Here is a 20768-nt window from a genome sequence, read left to right as displayed (position 1 = left end):
GTCAGGGCGATACGGGAAAGGCGATCGGGGGCGCGCACGCGCCTCAGGCCGATGCCGCGCTCGTCTTGATGTTGCCGTTGACGCCGGCGGGGAAGAAGCCCCCGCTGCTCACCGCCGCGGCATTGAGGTAGACGATGTTGAGCGTCTGCCCGGCCGTGCGACTGTAGGCGATGCCGTTCTCGTTGAGCGGCACGATGTTCGACACGGTGCCGTCGCTCGTCGTGGTCGGCGCGATGCCCTGGTCGTCCTCGGCCGCGATGCCGCGCACCGCATCCGTGGTCGCGGTTTTGCCGTCGAGCGTGTCGCGCGCGTCGGAGATCGCCGTGGTCGCCTCGATCAACTGGAGCGACGGCGTCGCCAGCCCCTTGCGGTACAGCACCGAACGGATGATCGCGGCGTGATAGGCCTCCACCGCGAGGATGCCCGCCGCGGCCTCGACGAAGACCTTGTTGCTGATCAGCGGCGCCGCGCCCTTGTAGGCGGTGACGCCGACGTCTTCGAAGATGAACGCGCCGAGCAGGAAGTTCTCGTCGGTGGCGTAAGGGTCGAAGCTCTGCCCGGCCTGGATCAGCCCGGCGGCGCGGGCGGCCACGCTGAACGCGCTGGTGGGGCTGACGCTGAGATCGATCGCGGGCTGCGCGGCGCGCGTGGTGTCGCTGAACTGGCTGCGCAGGAAGCGCACGTGCGCCAGCTCGTCGGCCGCGATCTCGCGCGCATATTGCGCCACGAGCGGGTCCTGGAAGCTCACCGCGCGTCCGCCCGTCGCCGTCCCGGCGGTGCCGACGTTGCCACTGGTGTCGGCCGCGGCGAGCGCCGCGCCGGTCGCCGCGAAGGAGTAGAAGTTCGCCTCGAGATACTCGAGGTTCAGCGCGAAGTTGAGCACGTCCGCCTCGGTGAAGGTGGCGGTGGGCGTCGGGCTGGGCGAGGTCTGCGCCTGTGCCGAGGCGGCGAAGGCGGTGGCCCCGATCGCGGCCGCGCCGGCGACATGGGTGAAGAAGTCGCGGCGCGATTCGCGGCGCCGCGCGCGCGCCTCGAGCGTCTCCATCGACGGCTGGCGATCCGGCATGACAGGCCCTTTCCTAGTTGTCCCGACGCGCCGTGCTTGCCACACTTCCTAACCGACGTCAGGTTACGGCAGATACGACGGAGCGACGCGAAGGATGCAGCGAGTGGCGGAATATTCGGGCGCTGCCAAGCCGTGACCGCGGCGCCTTCCGACGCGGCGGCGCAGCGCGCCGAGCTGGTGCGTGTCCTGCTGGCCGTGGCGATGGAGGACCGCGACGCCTTCCAGCGGCTGTATCGCCTCACCTCGGCGAAGCTGTATGGCATCTGCCTGCGTATCTGCGGCGAGCGACAGGCCGCGGAGGACGTGTTGCAGGACGTCTATGTGCAAGTGTGGCGCCGCGCCGGCGGCTATGAGCCCGGCCGGGCGAGCCCGATCACGTGGCTGGCGACGATCGCGCGCCACCGCGCGATCGACTGGCGGCGCCGCCAGCACGCCACCGCGCCGCTGGCCGAGCCGGGCAGCGCGGCCGAGCCCGTCGACCCCGCGCCGCGCGCCGAGGCCGCGCTGCTCGCCGAGGAGGAGCGCGCGCGGATCGTCGACTGTCTCGAGACGCTCGAGCCGAGGCCGCGCGACGCGGTGCGCACCGCTTTCTACGACGGTGTCACCTACGCCGAGCTGGCGGCGCGCGACGGCACGCCTTTGGGCACGATGAAGAGCCTGATTCGCCGCGCGTTGCTGCGGCTCCGCGAGTGCCTGTCCGATGACGCCTGACGATCAGGCCCTCGCTGCCGAGCTGGCGCTCGGCGTGCTCGACGGCGCCGAGCTGGCCGCGGCGCGCGCGCGACTCGCCGCTGACCGCGCCTTTGCCGCCGAGGTGGCGCGCTGGGAGGAATGGCTCGCGCCGCTCGCGCTGGCGTTCCCCGAGACGTCGCCGCCGGCCGGGCTGGAGGCGCGCGTGCTCGCCGCGATCGACGTTCCCGGCGCGGCGCCGCGCGCGGGTTGGCGCCGCCGGGGCTCGCTCGCGCTCGCCGGGCTCGCCGCCGCGGTGCTCGCGCTGGTGGTGGGCCCGCTGCGCGCGCCGCCGCCGCCGCCTGTCCCGGCGCCGACTCGCCCTGCTGCCGCGCCGCTGCTCGCCGCGCTCGTCGTGCCAGCGGGTGCCGAGGCGCCGGGCCGCGCGCCGCTCGCCGCCGCCGTCGACCGCACCAGCGGCGAGGTGCGGATCGCCGCCGCCACCGTGCCGCGCGGCCGCAGCGCCGAGCTCTGGGCGATCGCCGAGGGCGGCGCGCCGGTCGCGCTCGGGCTGCTCGATGGGGGGCGGCCGACCCGGCTGGTGGTCGCGCAGGCGCAGCGCGTGCTGCTGCGCGCGGGCACGACGCTGGCGGTGTCGATTGAGCCGCCGGGCGGGTCGCCGGGCGCCGCACCGACCGGCCCGGTGGTCGCGGCGGGCGCGCTGTCGGAAGGTTGAGCGGGGACGTCAGACCGAGCCGCGCCCCCGACGAGCTGGCCTGACCCGCGCGCGCCGCGACGCTATACCGCGCGCATCCTCTCACGCGGACGGAAGCGACCATGACCGACTCCCCCTACGACACCCCACTCGGCCTCTATATCGCGGGCGAGTGGATCACCGACGGGCGCGACACGCAGGAGGTGCTCAACCCCGCCGACGGCCGGGCGGTTGGCCACGTCCCGCTCGCCACCGCCGCCGACCTCGACCGCGCGCTCGAGGCGGCCGAGCGCGGCTTCCGCGCGTGGCGCTCGACCGCGCCGCAGGAGCGCGCCGCGGTGCTGTCGCGCACCGCCGCGCTGGTGCGCGAACGCGCCGACTCGCTCGCGCGGCTGGCCACGCTGGAGGAGGGCAAGCCGTTCGCCGAGGCCAAGGGCGAGGTGCTGGCGACCGCGGCGCTGCTCGACTTCCACGCTGGCGAGGCGGTGCGCATCTACGGCCGCGTGCTGCCGCGCCCGACCGGCACGCGCTCGCTGGTGCTGCACCAGCCGGTCGGCCCGGTCGCGGCCTTCTGCGCCTGGAACTTTCCGGTGATGAACCCGGTGCGCAAGCTGTCGCCCGCGATCGCGGCGGGCTGCTCGGTGATCCTCAAGCCGAGCGAGGAAACCCCCGGTGCCGCGGTGGCGATCCTGCGCTGCTTCCAGGACGCGGGGCTGCCCGGCGACGTCGCGCAGCTCGTCTTCGGCGTACCCGACGCGGTGTCGCGCCACCTGCTCGCCTCGCCGGTGACGCGCAAGCTGAGCTTCACCGGCTCGGTGCCGGTCGGCAAGCACCTGCTCAAGCTCGCCGCCGACACGGTGATGAAGAGCACGATGGAGCTCGGCGGGCACGGCCCGGTGCTGGTGTTCGACGACTGCGACCTGGAGCGTACGCTCGACACGCTGGTGGCGCACAAGTTCCGCAACGCCGGTCAGGTCTGCGTGGCGCCGACGCGCTTCCACGTCCAGCAGGGCATCTACGAGCGGTTCGCGCAGGGCTTCGCCGAGCGCACCAAGGCGCTGAAGCTGGGCGACGGGCTCGACAAGGCAACGCAGATGGGGCCGATGGCCAATCCCCGCCGCCCCGAGGCGATCGCCGGGCTGGTGGAGCAGGCGGTGAGCGCCGGCGCCAAGCTGCTCACCGGCGGCGCGCGCGGCGGGGGCGAGGGCTTCTTCTTCACGCCGACGGTGCTGGCCGACGTGCCGCTGTCGAGCAGCGCGATGAACGAGGAGCCGTTCGGCCCGGTAGCGCTGATCGGCTCGTTCGGCAGTGCCGACGACGCGATCGCGGAGGCCAACCGCCTGCCCTACGGCCTGGGCGCCTATTGCTTCACCGAGAACGGCCGTCTGCAGAACCGGCTCGGCGACGAGATCGAGGCCGGCATGGTCGCGATCAACACCGTGCGGCTGAGCTGGGGCGATGCGCCGTTCGGCGGCGTCAAGGACAGCGGCTTCGGCTCGGAAGACGGGCCCGAGGGGATCGCGGCGCACCTCATCACCAAGGCGGTGCACATCGCCTGATTTCCAGGGGACGTCGCACCCACGCACGCGGGAGCCCAGTGCGACTGAGCGCATCGATCGGGACTCCTGGGCTCCGGCATCCGCGTGACGGTGCAATATTCACCTGCCGTCATCCTGAATTCGTTTCAGAATACACCGACCCGCAAGCGCCTCTCGTCCTGGGCATGCGGTCGGGTTGATCCTGAAACAGCTTCAGGAGGACGCAGGTGAGAGGTGGCGGATGCGCATTCCCCGCAGAAGCCCGGCTGCCTCAGAAGGTGTAGCCGATCCCCAGCGCGGCGAGCCACTGGTTGCGCGAGCCCGCCACCGACACCACCGGCGTGTCGCCGAAGTCGTTGAGCATGCGCTTGTAGGTCACGCCGCCGATCGCCTTCCAGCCGCGCAGCAGGTTGCCGGTGAGCGAGTAGGTGCCCGCGATCCCGACGGTATAATGCTTCCACCCGCCGCGCGTGCGGTATTGCGGCAAGCCGCTCGCCACCGACTGCGCCGCGTCAACGTCGAAATAGGTCCGCGCGAAGCCGCGCTCGACCTTCTCGGCCGAGGCGAACAGGCCCACGCCGGCCTTCAAGCTGAGCGGGGTGAAATAATTGACCGACGGGCTCCAGATGCCGCTGTGGTGCACGCCGCTGACGTCGTGGCGATAGCTGAGCGAGGCGGAGAGCTTGTCGTACGGACTGGTGAGCACGCCGGTCTTGCCCAGCCCGACATAGCCGCCGAGCTCGATCGCGGTGTCGCGCTCGCCCAGCGCGCGGACGCGCGCGTCGTCGATCGACTTGTTGTTGCTGCGGTTGAAATTGACCACGCCGATCGGGCCAGCCTGCACGTCCCAGCTCGGCCCGCTCGGGTTGGGGATGAGGTCGACCGAGGCGCGGTTGCCGAGCACCGTGAACGAGAAATTGTGGAACGAGCCGATCGCCGCCGGACCAGGGACGAGGCGATAGTCGTTCGACCCCTCGTAATCGGGCAGATAGGCGCCCGCGACCGCCACCGTAATCGTGTCACCCACCACGCCCGGGTCGGGGGTCGGGTTGGGCTCGGCCGGAACGCTCTGCGCCTGGGCGAGCGCCGTCGGTGCGGCGAGCAGGCCGCCGCCGGCGAGCACGGCGGCGAGGACCGCGTGAGAGAGAACGCGCACGATGTGGAACCCCTGATGTTCTGATGTCGGGCGCGTAACTGATCGCGATCAGATTAGCTCCCGCACCGGATCGTCAGAGGATGTAGTGCATCTTCACCTGTTGCGCTTCTGCATCACTCGCCAGCGTGAAGCGCGCCGCCTTGAAGCGCGGCGGCCCGAAGCGGATCGCGGGATTGTTCGAGAAGCCGAAGCCTTCTTTGGGGATGCCCGCGAAGGTGTCGAGCTTGGCGTTGCCGTTCTCGTCGTGGATCACCGCCACCGCATAGTCACCGCGCGGCAGCGCCGCAAAGCGCAGGCTGTGCTGCCCGGCGGGGATCGAGCGGGTCACCGCGTCGCGATCGTCGACGCAGCGCGGGAAGTTCGCCGGGTCAGCGGTGAGGCACACGCGGATCATGCCCTTGGCCGAGCGCATCTGCGCGATCGACACGTCGAGCGAGCCCACCGGTGCCGCGCTCACCAGCGGTGTCGCCACCAGCGCCGCGAGCAGCGCGCGCGCGCGCCTGCTGGTGCGACCGCGTGAAATCACCGAGCCCGTCGTCCGTCCCGCAGAGACGGTCCCAGAAGCGGAAGTAGAGACCATAATTACACCCGTACCGCTCATGATGCCGCTGATGATGGCTGGCCGTGATGAGCCAGCCGCCGAGGCGCCCCCCCCACATGAACTTCGGGAAGATTTCCCAACCCATATGGTTGGTTACTCCCATAAGGGTCATGATCGTCAGCACCAGACCGAGCGCGGCGACATGGATCGGAATCACGAGGACCAGTAGCGGAATGGCAACAGCCCCGCTCACCGCCTCGATCGGGTGGAACGCCATCGCCGCCCAAGCGGTCGGCGGGCGGCTGGCGTGGTGGACCGCGTGCGCCAGCTTGAACACGCGCGGGCGGTGCATCCAGCGGTGCGTCCAGTAGAACCAGGCGTCGTGCGCGACCAGGTACAGCAGCACCGAGACGGGCAGGTACCAGAGCGGATAGGCGTGGACGTCCTCGTAGATCCGCGTCCAGCCATGCGCCTGCCACCCCCAAGCGAGCACGCCGGCGGGCACGCCGTAGATCGCGGCCGAGGCAAGGCTCCAGCCGATCTCGCGGCGGATCTGCGGGTCGAGCCCGGCGTAGAGGTCGCGGTGGCGCCACCGAGTCGCCAGCGCGAAGCCGCCGCTGGCGAGCAGGTAGCGCACCCCGACGATGAGCGTCATCGCCAGCGCCGACAGTGAGATAGCCACGATCGCGTCCATGGCCGTGGCTTCTAGCCTAGCGCCGCCGCGCGCGATAGGCAGGGTATATGCCCGTCCGCCCCGATGACATCGCGCTCGCCCACCGCCTCGCCGACGCCGCCGGCGCGGTGATCCGGCCCTATTTTCGCCAGCCGGCCGGGCTGGAGCTCAAGGCCGACCGCTCGCCCGTCACCCGCGCCGACCGCGAGGCCGAGGAGGCGATGCGCCGCCTGCTCGACGCCGAGCGCTCGGGCGACGGCATCGTCGGCGAGGAACACGGCACCAAGGAGGGCGTCACCGGGCGGCAGTGGGTGCTCGACCCGATCGACGGCACGCGCAGCTTCACCGCGGGGCGCGCGATCTTCGGCACGCTGATCGCGCTGGTCGAGGACGGCTGGCCGATCCTCGGCATCATCGACCAGCCGGTGCAGCGCGAGCGCTGGATCGGCGTCACCGGCCGACCGACGTTGCTCAACGGCGCACCCGCGCGCACCCGCGCCTGCGCCGCGCTGGAGGGGGCGATCGTCGCCACCACCAGCCCGCACCTCTTCGCCGAGGGCGACGTACCGCATTATATGGCGCTGGTGGCGGCGAGTGGCGGCGCGCCGCGGCAGGGGCCGGTCTATGGCGGCGACTGCTACAATTACGGGCTGCTGGCGAGCGGGCACCTCGACGTGGTGTGCGAGTCGGGGCTGCAACTCTATGATTTCGCCGCGCTGGTGCCGGTGGTGGAGGGCGCGGGCGGGCGGATGTGCGACTGGAACGGCGACCCGCTCACCAGCGCCAGCGCCGGCCACGTGCTCGCGATCGGCGATCCCGCGCGCACCGACGACGTGCTCGAGGCGCTGCACGGCGTGCAGGAGCATGGGGATGGGCATGATCATGAGGCATGATCACCAGCGTCGGGGTGGGGAGTAGACGGACTGTCATGCAGCCGATCCTTCCCCGGAAGAGGATCGTTGCCCAAAGGTGATCGCGCCACCCACCATCGTCATCCCGGCCTTGAGCCGGGATCCATCGTGCCGCAAACGCCTAAGCCGTTGCTTTCGCGGAGCCATGGATTCCGGCTCAAGGCCGGATGACGTGGATCTCGCAGCGTTTGCCTGAACGGGGGAGCGATGAGCTCCGGCACCGCAGCTCACCATCGCTCGCCGAAAGAAGCGACCGCCGGCCGCCTCAACCCTCCTCGCGGAGCGGCCGCGCCAGCAGCGCGTCGATCACCGCGCGCACCGGGGCGCCGTCGAGCAGCGCACACACCGCCGCGGTGATCGGCATCTCCACGCCCGCCGCCGCCGCGGCCTCGTGCAGCACCGGCGCGGTATGGGCGCCCTCCGCCACGGTGCGGCGCTCGGCCAGCAGCGCACGCACCGGCTCGCCGCGACCGATCCCCGCGCCGAGCGAGAAGTTGCGCGAGGCGGTCGAGGAGCAGGTCAGCACCAGGTCGCCCAGCCCCGACAGGCCCGCCAGCGTCTCGGCGCGCGCGCCCTTGGCGAGGCCGAAGCGCGTCATCTCGGCGAAGCCGCGCGCGATCAGCGCGGCGCGAGCGTTCTGCCCCAACCCCGCACCCTCGACCACGCCGCAGGCGATCGCGAGCACGTTCTTCACCGCGCCCCCGATCTCGGCGCCGATCACGTCGGCGCTGGCATAGGGACGGAAATGCGGCGCGGCGATCAGGTCAGCGACTCGCGCGCGCGCCGCGGCATCCTCGCCGGCCAAGGTCACCGCGGTGGGCAGCCCGCGCGCGACCTCGTGCGCGAAGGTCGGGCCCGACAGCACCAGCACCGGTGAGTCCGGATGCTCCGCGGCGGCGACCTCGCTCATCAGCAGGTGAGTCCTCGCCTCGATCCCCTTAGAGCAGACCACCAGCGGCTGCGCGCGGGCGGGCAGCGCCGTCAGAACCGAGCGCATCGCCTGCGCCGGGGTGACCATGAGGTTGACCTCGGCCTCGGCCACCCAGGCGAGATCGGTCGTCGCGCTGATCCGCGGCGACAGCGCGGCAGCGGGCAGATAGGCGGCGTTCTCGTGGGTCGCGTTGATCGCCGCCACCAGCGCGGGGTCCCGCGCCCACAGCCGCACGTCATGGCCGTTGCTCGCCGCCACCTGCGCCAGCGCGGTGCCCCAGGCGCCGGCGCCGATCACGCCGACCACACTCACGCCTTCACCCCCGCGCCGCGCACTTTCTCGGCGTCCGGGTCGAGCGGCCAACGCGCGCGCGCGGCGACGTCGAGCGGGTCGGTCAGTCCGGCGGCGAGGCGCTCGGCGCCGGCCCAGGCGATCATCGCGGCATTGTCGGTGCACAGCCACGCCGGCGGCGCGACGAAGCGCAGCCCGCGCTCGCCCGCGAGATCCTCGAGCGCCGCGCGCACCGCGCCATTGGCGGCGACCCCGCCCGCCACCACCAGCGCGCTGGCGTCCGCGGCGCGGTCCATCGCACGGCGGGTACGGTCGAGCAGACAGTCGACCACCGCCGCCTGAAAACTTGCCGCCACGTCCGCCGCGGGGTGGAGCGGCGCCATGCGCGCCACCGCCGCCTTCAGCCCGGCAAAGGAGAAATGCGGCTCGGCCGAGCCCTTGAGCGGGCGCGGCAGCGGCACCGCGCGCGGGTCGCCGGTGCGCGCCGCCGCCTCCACCGCGGGGCCGCCGGGAAAGCCGAGCCCGAGGATCTTGGCCGTCTTGTCGAACGCCTCGCCCGCGGCGTCGTCGATCGTGGTGGCCAACCGGCGGTAGCGCGCCACGCCCTCGACCAGCAGCAGCTGGCAATGCCCGCCCGAGACGAGCAGCAGCAGATAGGGGAAAGCGAGAGCAGCGTCGGCGAGCCGGGGGCTCAGCGCATGGCCCTCGAGGTGGTTGACCGCGATCAGCGGCTTGCCCGCGGCGTGCGCCAGCGCCTTGCCGGTGACGAGCCCGACCATCACCCCGCCGATCAGCCCCGGACCGGCCGTGGCGGCGACCGCGTCGACGTCCGCTAGCGTCACGCCCGCCTCGGCTAGCGCGGCGGCGACCAGCGGCTCGAGCGCCTCGACGTGCGCGCGCGCCGCGATCTCGGGCACCACGCCGCCGAACGGCCGATGCGCCGCCTCCTGCCCGGCGAGGCGATGCGCCAGCACCTGGCGGTCACCGGTGACGAGCGCGGCGGCGGTCTCGTCGCACGAGGATTCGAGCCCGAGGATCAGCATGCGCGCGCTCTAGCGGCTGCGCGCGCCGTTGTCGAAGGTGCGATGCCGACGACGTCGTATACCGCGGCTCGTCGCGATCCGCTTGTGAAGCCGGGCCGGGTTCCTCTAACGACCGCTTCTTCGAAGCTGCCGCCCGGATCACCGCTCCCTTGCCCCATGTCTTCAAGCTCGGCACCCGCGGCTCGCCGCTGGCGCTCACCCAGGCGGGTATGGTGCGCGACGCGTTGCGCGCGGCGCACGGCTGGGAGTCGATCGAGATCGTCGTGATCCGCACCACCGGCGACAGGGTGCAGGACCGCGCGCTCGCCGAGATCGGCGGCAAGGCCTTGTGGACGCGCGAGCTCGACCGCGCGCTATTGGCCGGCGAGGTGGACGCCTGCGTCCACTCGATGAAGGACGTCGAGACGTTGCGCCCGGCCGCCATCGCCGTGGCGGCGATGCTGCCGCGCGCCGACGTGCGTGACCGGCTGATCGGCGCCGCCAGCGTCTCGGCGCTGCGCGAGGGCGCGTCGGTGGGCACCAGCAGCCCGCGCCGCGCCGCGCAGCTGCGCCGGCTGCGTCCCGATCTGCGGCCCCTGCTGTTCCGCGGCAACGTCGACACGCGGCTGGGCAAGCTCGCCGCGGGCGAGGTCGACGCCACGCTGCTGGCGGCGGCTGGGCTCGAGCGGCTCGGGCGCCACGACACCGGCGCGGCGATCCCGCTCGACCAGATGCTGCCCGCGCCGGCGCAGGGCGCGGTCGGCGTCGAGACCCGCGCCGAGGGCGCCGCGCATGACGCCGTCGCCGCGATCGACGACGCCGCGACGCATCGCGCGGTCGACGCCGAGCGCGCGCTGCTCGCCGCGCTCGCCGCCGACTGCCACTCGCCCGTCGCCGCGCTGGCGGTGTACGACGGCGACTTGCTGCGGCTGCGCGCCGAGCTGCTCAGCCCCGACGGCGCCGAGCATGTGTCGGGCGAGGCGCGCGGCGACGATCCGGTGGCGCTGGGCGCGCGGCTCGCCGCCGAGCTGCTCGAGCGCGCGCCGCCCGCGATCCGCGCCTTGTTCGGCTGAGAGGCGATGCCACGCGCCGCGCTGGTGCTTCGCCCCGAGCCGGGCAACGCGCACACGCGCGCCGCGCTCGCCGCGGCGGGGATTGAGGCGCGCGCGCTGCCGCTGTTCCAGGTCGAGCCGCGTGCCTGGGCGGTGCCCGACGTGCGCGACTATGACGCGCTGCTGATCACCAGCGCCAACGCGGTGCGTCACGCTGGCGCCGGGCTGGCGCGGCTCGCTACCCTGCCGGTGGTGGCGGTGGGCGCGGCGACCGCGCGCGCGGCGCGGGCGGCGGGGCTCACGGTGGCGCTGATCGGCAGCGGCGACGCGGCGGGCGCGGTGGCGTTGGCGCGGGCCTATCCGCGCCTGCTCCACCTCGCCGGTCGCGATCGGGCGGCTAAGCTCGCGCTCCCCTCGGTGACGGTCTACGCCAGCGTGGGGGTGACACCGCCGGCGGAGGCGCTCGCCGCCGCGCTCGACGCGGTGGTGTTGCTTCACTCGCCGCGCGCGGCGGCGCGTTTCGCCGCGCTCACCGCCGCGCTGCCGCGCGAGCGGGTCCGCGTCGCCGCGCTGAGCGAGGCGGTGCTCGCCGCGGCGGGGGCCGGCTGGCAGGCGGGTGCGGCGGCGCGTGCGCCGACCGACCTCGCGCTGGTGGAATGCGCCGCCGGGCTCGCGATTGACCCGTGACCCGCGCGCGGGGATAAGGATGCTCGGCGGCGAGGAAGCGCGAGTGAGCGACGGGATGGACACGGCGCAGGGCGCGCAGCGATCGCGGATGGGGCCGGTGCTGGTGATCGCGGTGATCGCCTTCGCGATCGGGCTCGGGCTGATGGCCTATGCCTCGCGCAACGCGCCCGGCCTGTTCGGCCGCGCCGGCGCGCCCGCCGTTGCCCCGGCCGCCGTGCCGACGGCGGCGCCGATCACCCCCGATGTCGCGACGCTGGCGCTGCGCGAGGCCGCGCTCGCGGCGCAACTTGCCAACCTCGAGGCGCGCGCGGCGCGCATCGACGGCGAGAGCGCGCAGGCGGAGAGCAATGCCGGGCGCGCCGAGGCGATCCTGATCACCTTCGCGGCGCGGCGCGCGCTCGATCGCGGGGTCGGGCTCGGCTATCTCGAGGGCGAGCTGCGCCGCCGCTTCGGCGCGGCCTTCCCGCGCGAGGTCAACGGCGTGATCCGCGACTCGCGCGCACCGGTGACGCTGGAGGACCTGCGCGAGGGGCTCACCGCCGCGGCGCCGACGCTGCTGGCGCAGAAGAGCGACTGGTGGGCCGGGATCGGTAGCGAGCTGCGCAGCCTGGTGGTGATCCACCGCGCCGGCACCCCCTCACCGCTGCCGTCCGACCGGCTGGCGCGCGCGAGGCGCCAGCTCGGCACGGGCAACGTCGAGACCGCGCTGGCCGAGGTCGAGCGGCTGCCCGGCGCGGGCGAGGCGAGCAACTGGATCGCGGCGGCGCGGCGCTACGTCGAGGCACGCGCCGCGCTCGACACGCTCGAGTCGGCCGCGATCACGGGCGCGGCCGCCGCCGCCGCGGGCGCGGCGCGGGCGGAGGCGGCGCCGGCGGGGTAGCTCAGCTTTGACTCACCCCCGCGCCAGTGCCTCGGCGATCAGGCGGCGGCTGTTCTCCACGCCGTACAGCGCGATGAAGCTCCCCATCCGCGGCCCCTGGCTGGTGCCGAGTAGCGTCTCGTACAGCGCCTTGAACCAGTCGCGCAGCTCGGCGAAGCCGCCCGCCTCGCCGAACGAGGCCTTGCCGATCTCGTAGACGATGTTCTGGATGTCCTCGGCGCTCGCCCCGTCGGGCAGCGCGGCGAGCTCGGCGTCGAGCCGCTGAAGCGCGGGCACCTCCACGCCGACGGGCGTGCGGCGGTGGAGCGTCGGCGCCACGAAGTCGCGCGCATAGGCCAAGGCATGACCGATCAGGCGGTCGAGCGCGGGATAGGTCGTGGGCGAGGCGTCGGGCACGTAGTTGGCGAGATAGCCCCACACCTGCTCGCGCGTCGCGTCACCGCCCATCACGCCGACGAGGTTGAGCAGCAGCCCGAAGGTGATCGGCAGCGTCTCCTCGGGCACCTTCCCGTCGTGGATGTGGTGCACCGGGTTGCCGAGCCGCTGCGCGATCGGCTGAGTCGGGTAATTGCCGCGGAACTGCCAGTAATCGTCGACCGCGCGCGGGATCACGCCGAAGTGCAGCGCCTTGGCCTTCTTGGGCTCGCGATAGGCGAAGAAGGCGAGGCTCTCCTCCGGCCCGTAGGTGAGCCACTGGTCGAGGCTGAGCCCGTTGCCCTTCGACTTGGAGATTTTCTCGCCCTTCTCGTCGAGGAACATCTCATAGTTGAAGCCCTCGGGCGGGCGGCCGCCCAGCACGCGCGCGATCTTGGACGATTGCACCACCGAGTCGATCAGGTCCTTGCCCGCCATCTCGTAATCGACGCCCAGCGCGACCCAGCGCATCGCCCAGTCGACCTTCCACTGCAGCTTGGCCTGGCCGCCCAGCACCGACTGGACGATCCGCTCGCCGCTCGAGTCGGTGAAGGCGATCGTTCCCGCCGTGGCGTCGACCACCTCCACCGGCACCTGCAGCACCACGCCGGTGGTCGGGCTGACCGGCAGCACCGGCGAGTAGGTGGCGCGGCGCTCGGCCCGAAGCGTCGGCAGCATCACTTCCATGATGCCCTGATAGTGGCGCAGCACGCCCTTGAGCGCGTCGTCGAAGCGCCCGCCGGTGTAATAATCGGTCGAGGAGACGAACTCGTACTCGAACCCGAACCGGTCGAGGAACTGCCGCAGCATCGCGTTGTTGTGCGCGGCGAAGCTGTCGAACTTGCCGAACGGGTCGGGGATGCGCGTCAGCGGCTTGCCGAGATGCTCGGCCAGCATCGCGCCGTTGGGCACGTTGTCGGGCACCTTGCGCAGCCCGTCCATGTCGTCGCTGAACGCGATCAGCCGCGTCTTCTGGTCGGACAAAGCGTGGAAGGCGTTGCGCACCATCGTCGTGCGCAGCACCTCGTTGAAGGTGCCGATATGCGGCAGCCCCGAGGGGCCGTAGCCGGTCTCGAACAGGATCGGGTCGCCGCCTGGCTTGCCGTCGGGCCAGCGCTTGAGCAGCTTGCGCGCCTCCTCGTACGGCCAGGCCTTGGACTCGAGGGCGGCGGACGTAAGCGCGTCTGGGCGAAGATCGTCGGTCATGGTGCGCTGCGACGTAGCGAGACGCGCGCGCCATGGCTATATCGTCGCGCATGTCCTGGTGGGCTGCCCTTCTCCTGTTTCTCGTCACCGTCGCGCTGATGGAGGGCTTCGCCTATGCGATGCACCGCTGGGTGATGCACGGGCCGGGCTGGTTCCTCCACGCCAGCCACCATCGCGCGCGCCCAGGCAATTGGGAACTCAACGACCTCTACGCCGCGATCTTCGCGGTGCCGTCGTTCGTGATGATCCTGGGCGGGGTGCAGCTCGGCTGGTGGCCGGGCTTCACCTGGATCGGCGCGGGGATCGCGGCTTATGGCGCGATCTACTTCGGCTTCCACGACGTGATCGTCCACAAAAGGCTGCCGACGCGCTATCTGCCCAAGTCGGCGTATATGAAGCGGATCATCCAGGCGCACCGGCTCCACCACGTGGTCGAGACCAAGCACGGCACGGTGAGCTTCGGCTTCCTCGTCGCGCCCCGCCCCGAGTCGCTCAAGGCCGAGCTCAAGCGTCGCGGCCGCGCTGGGGTGCGGCGCTCGACTGCCGCGGAGCTGGTGTCCGACCCGGCCGAACGCTGAGGCGGACGGCCCGGCGCGACGCGCACCCGCCGCCAGCGATCGCGCTCACAAGCCGCACATTGGGTCTCGACAAAGAAAACTACCGTGCGGTACAAAAAAGCCGGTTGACCCACGTCAGCTCGCTTTCTATACCAGACGGTATCGAAACGACGGTGGCCGCGTGCCCCCGTGCGATCGACGGAGCCGCCATGGATCCTCTTTCCATCAACGAGTGTGCCGCGTCCTGACCGGGACCGGCGTCGCGTACCGATCTTTCCCCAGCCGCTCGTCGGGCACCCGCCCGCGCGACCGGACACGTCCGCCCTCGCCCGACGCGCCGCGTACCCCGCGCGCCGGGACGCGGTCGGCCGCCCATCGCACAGGATTCGTCTTCATGGCCGATCGCGCCTGCCTGATCCGTCCTCCCCTCGTCGAGGAGACGCGCGCATGAACATGCACACCATCATCGACCCCGCCGCCTCGGTCGAGGCCGCGCCCGCCCAGCGCGCCAGCACCGCCCGGCGCGCCGCCTGGATCGGCGTCCCGCTCGTCGCGGTGATCGGCGCCGCCACCTTGCTCCACCGCGAGCAGCCCGCGGTTGCCGCGCCGCCGGCCCCCACCGTCACCGTCGCGCCGCCGCTCCAGCGCACCGTCGCCGAGTGGGACGACTACGTTGGCCGCTTCGAGCCGAGCCGCTCGGTCGAGGTGCGCCCGCGCGTCTCGGGTGCGATCAGCGCGGTGCATTTCACCGACGGCGCCACCGTCCGCGCCGGGCAATTGCTCTTCACCATCGACCAGCGCCCCTTCGCCGCCGCGCTCGCCGAGGCGCAGGCGGGTGTCGCCACCGCGCGCAGCGACCTGCTGCTCGCGCGCGCCAACCTCGACCGCGCCGGCCGGCTCGTCGCCGAGGACGCGGTCTCCAAGGGCGAGCTCGACCAGCTCACCGCGCGCGTCCGCGCCGCCAGCGCACAGCTCGCCGCCGCCGAGGCGCGGGTCCGTGCACGGTCGCTCGACATGGAGTTCACCCAGGTGCGCGCGCCGATCGCGGGGCGCGTCTCGGACCGGCGCATCGATCCGGGCAATCTCGTCGCGGGTGGGGACACCAGCGGCACGTTGCTGACCACGATCAACGCGCTCGATCCGATCTATTTCGCCTTCGACGGCTCGGAAGCGCTCTTCCTCAAGAACAAGCGCGCGCGCGCCGCGGGTGTCTCGGCGCCCGACGTCGACGTGCGGCTGCAGGACGAGGCCGACTATCGCTGGCACGGCCGGCTCGACTTCACCGACAACGGGCTCGACTCGCGCTCGGGCACAATCCGCAGCCGCGCGGTGCTGCGCAACCCGGACCAGTTCCTGACCCCGGGCATGTTCGGCAACATGCGGCTCGCCTCGGGTGCGACGACGCGCGCGCTGCTGGTCCCCGACGCCGCAGTGCAGACCGACCAGGCGCGTAAGACGCTGCTGACCGTTGCTCCTGACGGTACCGTCGCGGTTAAGCCAGTGACGCTCGGCCCGGTGCTCGCCGGGCTGCGCATCGTGCGCAGCGGGCTCTCGCCCAGCGACCGCGTCGTGATCAGCGGCACGCAGATGGCGATGCCGGGCACCAAGGTGCAGGTCCGCGCCGGCACGATCGCGCCGGCGAGCGGCGGCGACGCCCCGCCGGGCGCGGCGCCGATCACCGGCGAGGCGACCTTCACATCGTGAGTTAGCGGATCACCCTTACCTTTCCTTCTCCCAGTGGGAGAGGGACGCAGCGGCGAAGCCGCGGAAGGGTGAGGGCGACCATACCGACACGTTAGCCGCTCCCCAGCGGCCCCCATCCATCCTCGTACTCGGGGAGCCTGCCATGCGCCTCTCGCGCTTCTTCATCACCCGCCCGATCTTCGCCGGCGTCATCGCGGTGATCATCACCATCGTCGGCGCGATCGCCTACTGGGGCCTCCCCGTCGCGCAATATCCCGACATCGTGCCGCCCACGGTGACGGTCACCGCCAATTACCCCGGTGCCTCGGCCGAGACGGTGGCGGAGACCGTCGCCGCGCCGATCGAGCAGGAGATCAACGGCGTCGACAACATGCTGTACCAGTCGAGCCAGTCGACCGGTGACGGCAATCTGACGATCACGGTCACCTTCAAGATCGGCACCGATCTCGACGCCGCGCAGGTGCTGGTCCAGAACCGCGTCGCGGTCGCGGTGCCGCGGCTGCCCGAGGAGGTGCAGCGGCTCGGCGTGGTGACGCGCAAGACCAGCCCCGACTTCCTCATGGTCGTCAACCTGATCTCGCCCGACAAGTCGCTCGATCGCGGTTACATCTCCAACTACGCGCTGACCCAGGTGCGCGACCGCCTCGCGCGCATCGACGGCGTCGGCGACGTCCGCCTGTTCGGCAGCCGCGACTATGCGATGCGCGTATGGATCGATCCCGGCCGCGCCGCCGCGCTCGACCTCACCGCGGGCGACATCGTCGCGGCGCTGCGCGCGCAGAACGTCCAGGTCGCGGCGGGCTCGCTCGGCCAGCCGCCCTATGGCAACGGCAACGCCTTCCAGCTCAACGTCGAGACCCAGGGCCGGCTGGTCGACCCCAACCAGTTCGCCGACGTGGTGATCCGCACCGACGGCAGCGGCCGCCAGGTGCGCGTGCGCGACGTCGCGCGCGTCGAGCTCGGCGCGCAGGACTATAATTCGAACACCTATCTCTCGGGCCAACCGACCGTGATCGCGGCGGTGTTCCAGCGCCCCGGCTCGAACGCGCTCGCCGCCGCCGAGAAGGTGACCGCCGAGATGGAGGCGATGTCCAAGTCCTTCCCCAAGGGCCTCGAATATCGCGTGATCTACAACCCCACCGAGTTCATCGCGCAGTCGGTCGACGCGGTCATCCACACCCTGTTCGAGGCGATGGTGCTCGTCGTGCTCGTCATCCTGGTGTTCCTCCAGAAGTGGCGTGCCGCGATCATCCCGATCGTCGCCATCCCGGTCTCGCTGGTCGGCACCTTCGCGGTGCTCGCCGCCGTCGGCTACTCGCTCAACACGCTCTCGCTGTTCGGGCTGGTGCTGGCGATCGGCATCGTCGTCGACGATGCGATCGTCGTGGTCGAGAACGTCGAGCGCAACCTCGAGCAGGGGCTCTCCCCGCTCGAGGCGGCCAAGGTCTCGATGGACGAGGTCTCGGGCGCGCTGGTCGCGATCGTGCTGGTGCTGTGCGCGGTGTTCGTGCCGACATTATTCCTCACCGGCCTCTCGGGCGCCTTCTACCAGCAGTTCGCGGTGACGATCGCCACCGCCACGGTGATCTCGCTGGTGGTGTCGCTGACGCTCTCGCCCGCGCTCGCCGCGCTGCTGCTGCGCCCGCACGAGTCGCACGACTCGGGCAACCGCGTCACCCGCGCGCTGCGCTCGGCCGGCGACTCGTTCAATCGCGCGTTCGAGCGGCTCAGTCTCAGCTATGCCAAGCTCACCGCCAAGCTGGTGCGCGCGCCCAAGCGGATGATGGCGGTCTATGCCGGGCTCATCGCCGCGACCGTGGCGCTGTTCTGGGCGACGCCGACCGGCTTCATCCCGGCGCAGGACCAGGGCTATTTCCTCACCGTGGTGCAGCTGCCCGCGGGCGCCTCGGTCGAGCGCACCGACGCGGTGGTGCAGAAGGTCGCCAAGCGCATCCTGCCGCTCGCGGGGGTGAAGGGCGTCGTCATGCTCGCGGGCTTCGACGGCCCGTCGCAGACGCTCGCCCCCAACACCGCCGCGGCCTATGTGCCGCTCCAGTCCTTCGCCGAGCGCGAGAAGCTCGGCGTCACCTTCGCCGGCATCATGCAGAAGACGCGCGAGGTCACCGGCGACATCGACGAGGCGCGCATCCTCGTCGTGCCCCCGCCCTTGATCCAGGGCATCGGCTCGGCCGGCGGCTATCGCCTGATGGTGCAGGACCGCCAGGGTGCGGGCTACCAGGCGCTCGGCGCGGAGGCGGGCAAGCTGATCGGTGCCGCCAACCAGACCGAGGGGCTGGCGCAGGTCTACACCTTCTTCAACACCGCCACACCGCGCATCTTCGCCGACGTCGACCGCGCCAAGTCGGACCTGCTCGGCGTGCCCCCGGCGCGCGTGTTCGAGGCGCTCCAGGTCTATCTCGGCAGCGCCTTCGTGAACGACTTCAACCTGATCGGCCGCACCTACCGGGTGACCGCCCAGGCCGACGCGCCGTTCCGCTCGACCCCGGCGGACATTGCCAACCTCAAGACCCGCTCGGCCTCGGGCGCGATGGTGCCGATCGGCTCGGTCGCCACCTTCCAGGACCGGACCGGTCCGTATCGCGTCACCCGCTACAACCTCTACCCCGCGGTCGAGGTCGACGGCGACACCGCGCCGGGCTATTCCTCGGGCCGCTCGCTGGTGACGATGGAGAAGCTGGCGCACGACACGCTCCCCTCGGGCTATGGCGCCGAGTGGACCGGGATCGCCTTCCAGCAGAAGGCGGCGGGCAACACCGCCGGGATCGTCTTCGCGCTGGCGGTGGTGTTCGTCTTCCTCGTGCTCGCCGCGCAGTACGAGAGCCTGCTGCTGCCACTCTCGATCGTGCTGATCGTGCCGATGTGCCTGCTCGCCGCCATGGCGGGGGTGAACCTGCGCGGCATGGACAACAACGTGCTGACGCAGATCGGGCTGGTCGTGCTGATCGCGCTCGCGGCCAAGAACGCGATCCTGGTGGTCGAGTTCGCCAAGCAGGCGGAGGAGCGCGACGGGCTCACTCCGGTCGAGGCCGCGGTGCAGGCGGCGCAGGTGCGGCTGCGGCCGATCCTGATGACCAGCTTCGCCTTCATCCTCGGCACCGTGCCGCTGCTGATCGCGACCGGCGCGGGCGCCGAGCTGCGCCAGGCGCTGGGCACCGCGGTGTTCTTCGGGATGATCGGGGTGACCGGCTTCGGGCTGATCTTCACGCCGACCTTCTACGTGGTGTGCCGCGCGCTCGGCGCGCGGCTCGCCCGCCGCCGATCGGCGCGGCGCGACGACGACGCCGCGCTCCAGCCCGCCGAGTGACTCCTGCTACGGAAACGAGAGAGACGATGATCAAGCATTGGCTCGCCGCCACCGCCACGCTGGCGCTCGCCGCCTGCGCCGCCGGCCCCGACTATCGCGCCCCCGCCACGGCGGCGAGCGCGGCCGCTCCCTTCCTCGGCGCCGGCGGCCCGACGCTCGCCGCCGCGCCCGACGATCACTGGTGGCGGCTGTACGACGATCCCGTGCTCAACGGGCTGGTCGAGGCGGCACTCGCCGCCAACACCGACGTGCGGGTCGCCACCGCGCGGCTCGAGCGCGCGCGCGCGTCGCTGCGCGAGGTGCGCAACGATCGCACCCCGCAGGCGACGCTCGGCGCCAGCGGCACCTACAACCGCTTCTCGCAGGCGCAGCGCCCGCCCGGCGTGAGCGGCGAGACCTGGCTGATCGACGGCGGGCTCGACGTCTCCTACGAGGTCGACCTGTTCGGCCGTGTCTCGCGCGGGGTCGAGGCGGCGCGCGGCGACGTCGCGGCGGCCGCGGCCGACGCCGACGCGGTGCGGGTCGCGGTGGTGGCGGACACCACGCGCGCCTATGCCGACGCCGCCGCCGCGGCGGCGCGGATCGCGGTGGCCGAGCGAATCGTCGCGCTGCTCGACCGACAGGTCGGCACCACCGAGCGCCGCGCCGAGGCGGGGCTGACCACCCCGCTCGATACCGCACGGATCGCCGCGCTGCGCGACCAGCGCCGCGCCGACATCCCCTCGCTCGTCGCCGAGCGCCAGGCGGCGCTGTTCCGGCTCGCGACACTGACCGGGCGCACCCCGCAGGAGCTCCCGCCGGTGGCGGGCGAGCGCGCCACCGCGCTGCGGATCGAGCAGGCCATCCCGGTCGGCGACGGCGCGGCGCTGCTCGCGCGCCGCCCCGACGTGCGCGCCGCCGAGCGCCGCCTCGCCGCCGCCACCGCGCGGATCGGGGTCGCCACTGCCGACCTCTACCCGCGCATCACGCTCGGCGGGTCCGTCGGGCAGACCAGCACCGGCTTCGGCAATCTGTTCGGCGCGGGGCCGCTCAACTTCCTGCTCGGGCCGCTGCTCAACTGGGCGGTTAACCCCGGCAAGGCGCGCGCGCGGGTCGCCGGCGCCGAGGCGGACACGCGCGCCGCGCTTGCCAGCTTCGACGGGACGATGCTGACCGCTTTGGGCGAGACCGAGACGGCGCTGTCGAATTACGCGCGCTCGCTCGAGCGTCGTGCCGCGCTCCAGCAGGCGCTGGGCCAGGCCGATCGCGCCGCGCGGATCACGCGCGCGCAGCGCCGCGAGGGGCAGATCGACAGCCTGTCGCAGCTCGACGCCGAGCGCACGCTCGCCGACGCCCAGGCCGCGCTGGCGCTGCAGGATCAGCTGGTCGCGGACGCGCAGGTCGACCTGTTCCGCGCGCTCGGCGGGCGCTGGACCGCGGCATGACCTGAG

Annotated in this window: 18 protein-coding genes; 11 read left to right on the top strand and 7 right to left on the bottom strand. The window is 72.4% G+C overall.

Going from position 1 to position 20768, the window contains the following annotated elements:
• Positions 1-43: 43 nt before the first annotated feature.
• Positions 44-1066, bottom strand: coding sequence for a ferritin-like domain-containing protein (locus tag FHY03_RS09885; protein WP_183930541.1), 1023 nt, complete (start codon positions 1064-1066; stop codon positions 44-46).
• A 132-nt stretch (positions 1067-1198) separates the two neighbouring features.
• Between FHY03_RS09885 and FHY03_RS09880 the strand changes: the two genes are divergently transcribed.
• The 3 genes from FHY03_RS09880 (at position 1199) to FHY03_RS09870 (ending at position 4009) form a co-directional block, all read left to right on the top strand.
• Positions 1199-1777 (top strand): sigma-70 family RNA polymerase sigma factor, encoded by a 579-nt coding sequence (locus tag FHY03_RS09880; protein ID WP_409314181.1) that lies wholly within the window; start codon positions 1199-1201, stop codon positions 1775-1777.
• Positions 1767-2471 carry an anti-sigma factor domain-containing protein gene (locus tag FHY03_RS09875; protein WP_183930539.1) on the top strand — a complete coding sequence of 235 codons (705 nt, stop codon included), beginning with the start codon at positions 1767-1769 and terminating at the stop codon, positions 2469-2471. Before FHY03_RS09880 ends, FHY03_RS09875 begins: the two co-directional genes overlap by 11 nt.
• A gap of 101 nt (positions 2472-2572) precedes the next feature.
• Positions 2573-4009, top strand: coding sequence for an NAD-dependent succinate-semialdehyde dehydrogenase (locus FHY03_RS09870; protein ID WP_183930537.1), 1437 nt, complete (start codon positions 2573-2575; stop codon positions 4007-4009).
• 250 nt (positions 4010-4259) lie between these two features.
• On the opposite strand, the gene FHY03_RS09865 is transcribed toward FHY03_RS09870, so the two are convergent.
• The 3 genes from FHY03_RS09865 to FHY03_RS09855 form a co-directional block, all read right to left on the bottom strand.
• Positions 4260-5144: a MipA/OmpV family protein gene (locus FHY03_RS09865; protein WP_311721358.1), complete on the bottom strand. Its 885-nt coding sequence runs from the start codon at positions 5142-5144 to the stop codon at positions 4260-4262.
• A gap of 73 nt (positions 5145-5217) precedes the next feature.
• A complete protein-coding gene (locus FHY03_RS09860; protein WP_311721357.1) occupies positions 5218-5586 on the bottom strand; it encodes a DUF2141 domain-containing protein in 369 nt (122 codons plus the stop codon).
• Entirely contained in the window at positions 5513-6379 is an 867-nt protein-coding gene (locus FHY03_RS09855; RefSeq protein ID WP_183922747.1) for a sterol desaturase family protein, read from the bottom strand. The genes FHY03_RS09860 and FHY03_RS09855 overlap by 74 nt, the downstream gene beginning before the upstream one ends.
• A gap of 47 nt (positions 6380-6426) precedes the next feature.
• On the opposite strand from FHY03_RS09855, the gene FHY03_RS09850 reads away from it, so the two are divergent.
• Entirely contained in the window at positions 6427-7251 is an 825-nt protein-coding gene (locus FHY03_RS09850) for an inositol monophosphatase family protein (RefSeq protein ID WP_183930534.1), read from the top strand.
• Positions 7252-7534: 283 nt separating this feature from the next.
• Here FHY03_RS09850 and FHY03_RS09845 read toward each other — a convergent pair whose 3' ends face one another.
• Both FHY03_RS09845 and tsaD read right to left on the bottom strand, forming a co-directional pair.
• On the bottom strand, positions 7535-8506 hold the full coding sequence (locus tag FHY03_RS09845) for an NAD(P)H-dependent glycerol-3-phosphate dehydrogenase (protein WP_183931297.1): 972 nt from the start codon (positions 8504-8506) through the stop codon (positions 7535-7537).
• Positions 8507-8508: 2 nt separating this feature from the next.
• Positions 8509-9534, bottom strand: coding sequence for a tRNA (adenosine(37)-N6)-threonylcarbamoyltransferase complex transferase subunit TsaD (gene tsaD, locus FHY03_RS09840; protein ID WP_183930532.1), 1026 nt, complete (start codon positions 9532-9534; stop codon positions 8509-8511).
• Positions 9535-9683: 149 nt separating this feature from the next.
• Between tsaD and hemC the strand changes: the two genes are divergently transcribed.
• The 3 genes from hemC to FHY03_RS09825 are packed head-to-tail and all read left to right on the top strand — an operon-like array spanning position 9684 to position 12132.
• Complete coding sequence (gene hemC / locus FHY03_RS09835) at positions 9684-10586, top strand: hydroxymethylbilane synthase (protein ID WP_183930530.1); 903 nt, start codon at positions 9684-9686, stop codon at positions 10584-10586.
• A gap of 6 nt (positions 10587-10592) precedes the next feature.
• Entirely contained in the window at positions 10593-11252 is a 660-nt protein-coding gene (locus tag FHY03_RS09830; protein ID WP_183922755.1) for a uroporphyrinogen-III synthase, read from the top strand.
• Between the two features lie 43 nt (positions 11253-11295).
• Positions 11296-12132: a hypothetical protein gene (locus FHY03_RS09825; protein ID WP_183930528.1), complete on the top strand. Its 837-nt coding sequence runs from the start codon at positions 11296-11298 to the stop codon at positions 12130-12132.
• A 12-nt stretch (positions 12133-12144) separates the two neighbouring features.
• On the opposite strand, the gene FHY03_RS09820 is transcribed toward FHY03_RS09825, so the two are convergent.
• On the bottom strand, positions 12145-13752 hold the full coding sequence (locus FHY03_RS09820; RefSeq protein WP_183930526.1) for a lysine--tRNA ligase: 1608 nt from the start codon (positions 13750-13752) through the stop codon (positions 12145-12147).
• Positions 13753-13802: 50 nt separating this feature from the next.
• On the opposite strand from FHY03_RS09820, the gene FHY03_RS09815 reads away from it, so the two are divergent.
• The 4 genes from FHY03_RS09815 (at position 13803) to FHY03_RS09800 (ending at position 20762) form a co-directional block, all read left to right on the top strand.
• Entirely contained in the window at positions 13803-14330 is a 528-nt protein-coding gene (locus FHY03_RS09815) for a sterol desaturase family protein (protein WP_183922769.1), read from the top strand.
• 426 nt (positions 14331-14756) lie between these two features.
• Positions 14757-16013, top strand: coding sequence for an efflux RND transporter periplasmic adaptor subunit (locus FHY03_RS09810; protein WP_183930524.1), 1257 nt, complete (start codon positions 14757-14759; stop codon positions 16011-16013).
• 142 nt (positions 16014-16155) lie between these two features.
• Positions 16156-19338 (top strand): efflux RND transporter permease subunit, encoded by a 3183-nt coding sequence (locus tag FHY03_RS09805; RefSeq protein ID WP_183930522.1) that lies wholly within the window; start codon positions 16156-16158, stop codon positions 19336-19338.
• 26 nt (positions 19339-19364) lie between these two features.
• Positions 19365-20762, top strand: a complete 1398-nt coding sequence (locus FHY03_RS09800) for an efflux transporter outer membrane subunit (protein WP_183930520.1) — start codon at positions 19365-19367, stop codon at positions 20760-20762.
• Positions 20763-20768: the final 6 nt, after the last annotated feature.

The organism is Sphingomonas sp. BK345, from assembly GCF_014193845.1.
Classification (GTDB): Bacteria; Pseudomonadota; Alphaproteobacteria; order Sphingomonadales; family Sphingomonadaceae; genus Sphingomonas.
This window is presented reverse-complemented; position numbering and strand designations above follow the sequence as displayed.

Coding starts and splice junctions, on each gene's coding strand:
- FHY03_RS09830 (WP_183922755.1), top strand. CDS start 10,593: ATGCCACGCGCCGCGCTGGTGCTTCGCCCCGAGCCGGGCAACGCGCAC.
- FHY03_RS09800 (WP_183930520.1), top strand. CDS start 19,365: ATGATCAAGCATTGGCTCGCCGCCACCGCCACGCTGGCGCTCGCCGCC.
- FHY03_RS09805 (WP_183930522.1), top strand. CDS start 16,156: ATGCGCCTCTCGCGCTTCTTCATCACCCGCCCGATCTTCGCCGGCGTC.
- FHY03_RS09870 (WP_183930537.1), top strand. CDS start 2,573: ATGACCGACTCCCCCTACGACACCCCACTCGGCCTCTATATCGCGGGC.
- tsaD (WP_183930532.1), bottom strand. CDS start 9,534: ATGCTGATCCTCGGGCTCGAATCCTCGTGCGACGAGACCGCCGCCGCG.
- FHY03_RS09875 (WP_183930539.1), top strand. CDS start 1,767: ATGACGCCTGACGATCAGGCCCTCGCTGCCGAGCTGGCGCTCGGCGTG.
- FHY03_RS09850 (WP_183930534.1), top strand. CDS start 6,427: ATGCCCGTCCGCCCCGATGACATCGCGCTCGCCCACCGCCTCGCCGAC.
- FHY03_RS09810 (WP_183930524.1), top strand. CDS start 14,757: ATGAACATGCACACCATCATCGACCCCGCCGCCTCGGTCGAGGCCGCG.
- FHY03_RS09820 (WP_183930526.1), bottom strand. CDS start 13,752: ATGACCGACGATCTTCGCCCAGACGCGCTTACGTCCGCCGCCCTCGAG.
- FHY03_RS09885 (WP_183930541.1), bottom strand. CDS start 1,066: ATGCCGGATCGCCAGCCGTCGATGGAGACGCTCGAGGCGCGCGCGCGG.
- FHY03_RS09855 (WP_183922747.1), bottom strand. CDS start 6,379: ATGGACGCGATCGTGGCTATCTCACTGTCGGCGCTGGCGATGACGCTC.
- FHY03_RS09815 (WP_183922769.1), top strand. CDS start 13,803: ATGTCCTGGTGGGCTGCCCTTCTCCTGTTTCTCGTCACCGTCGCGCTG.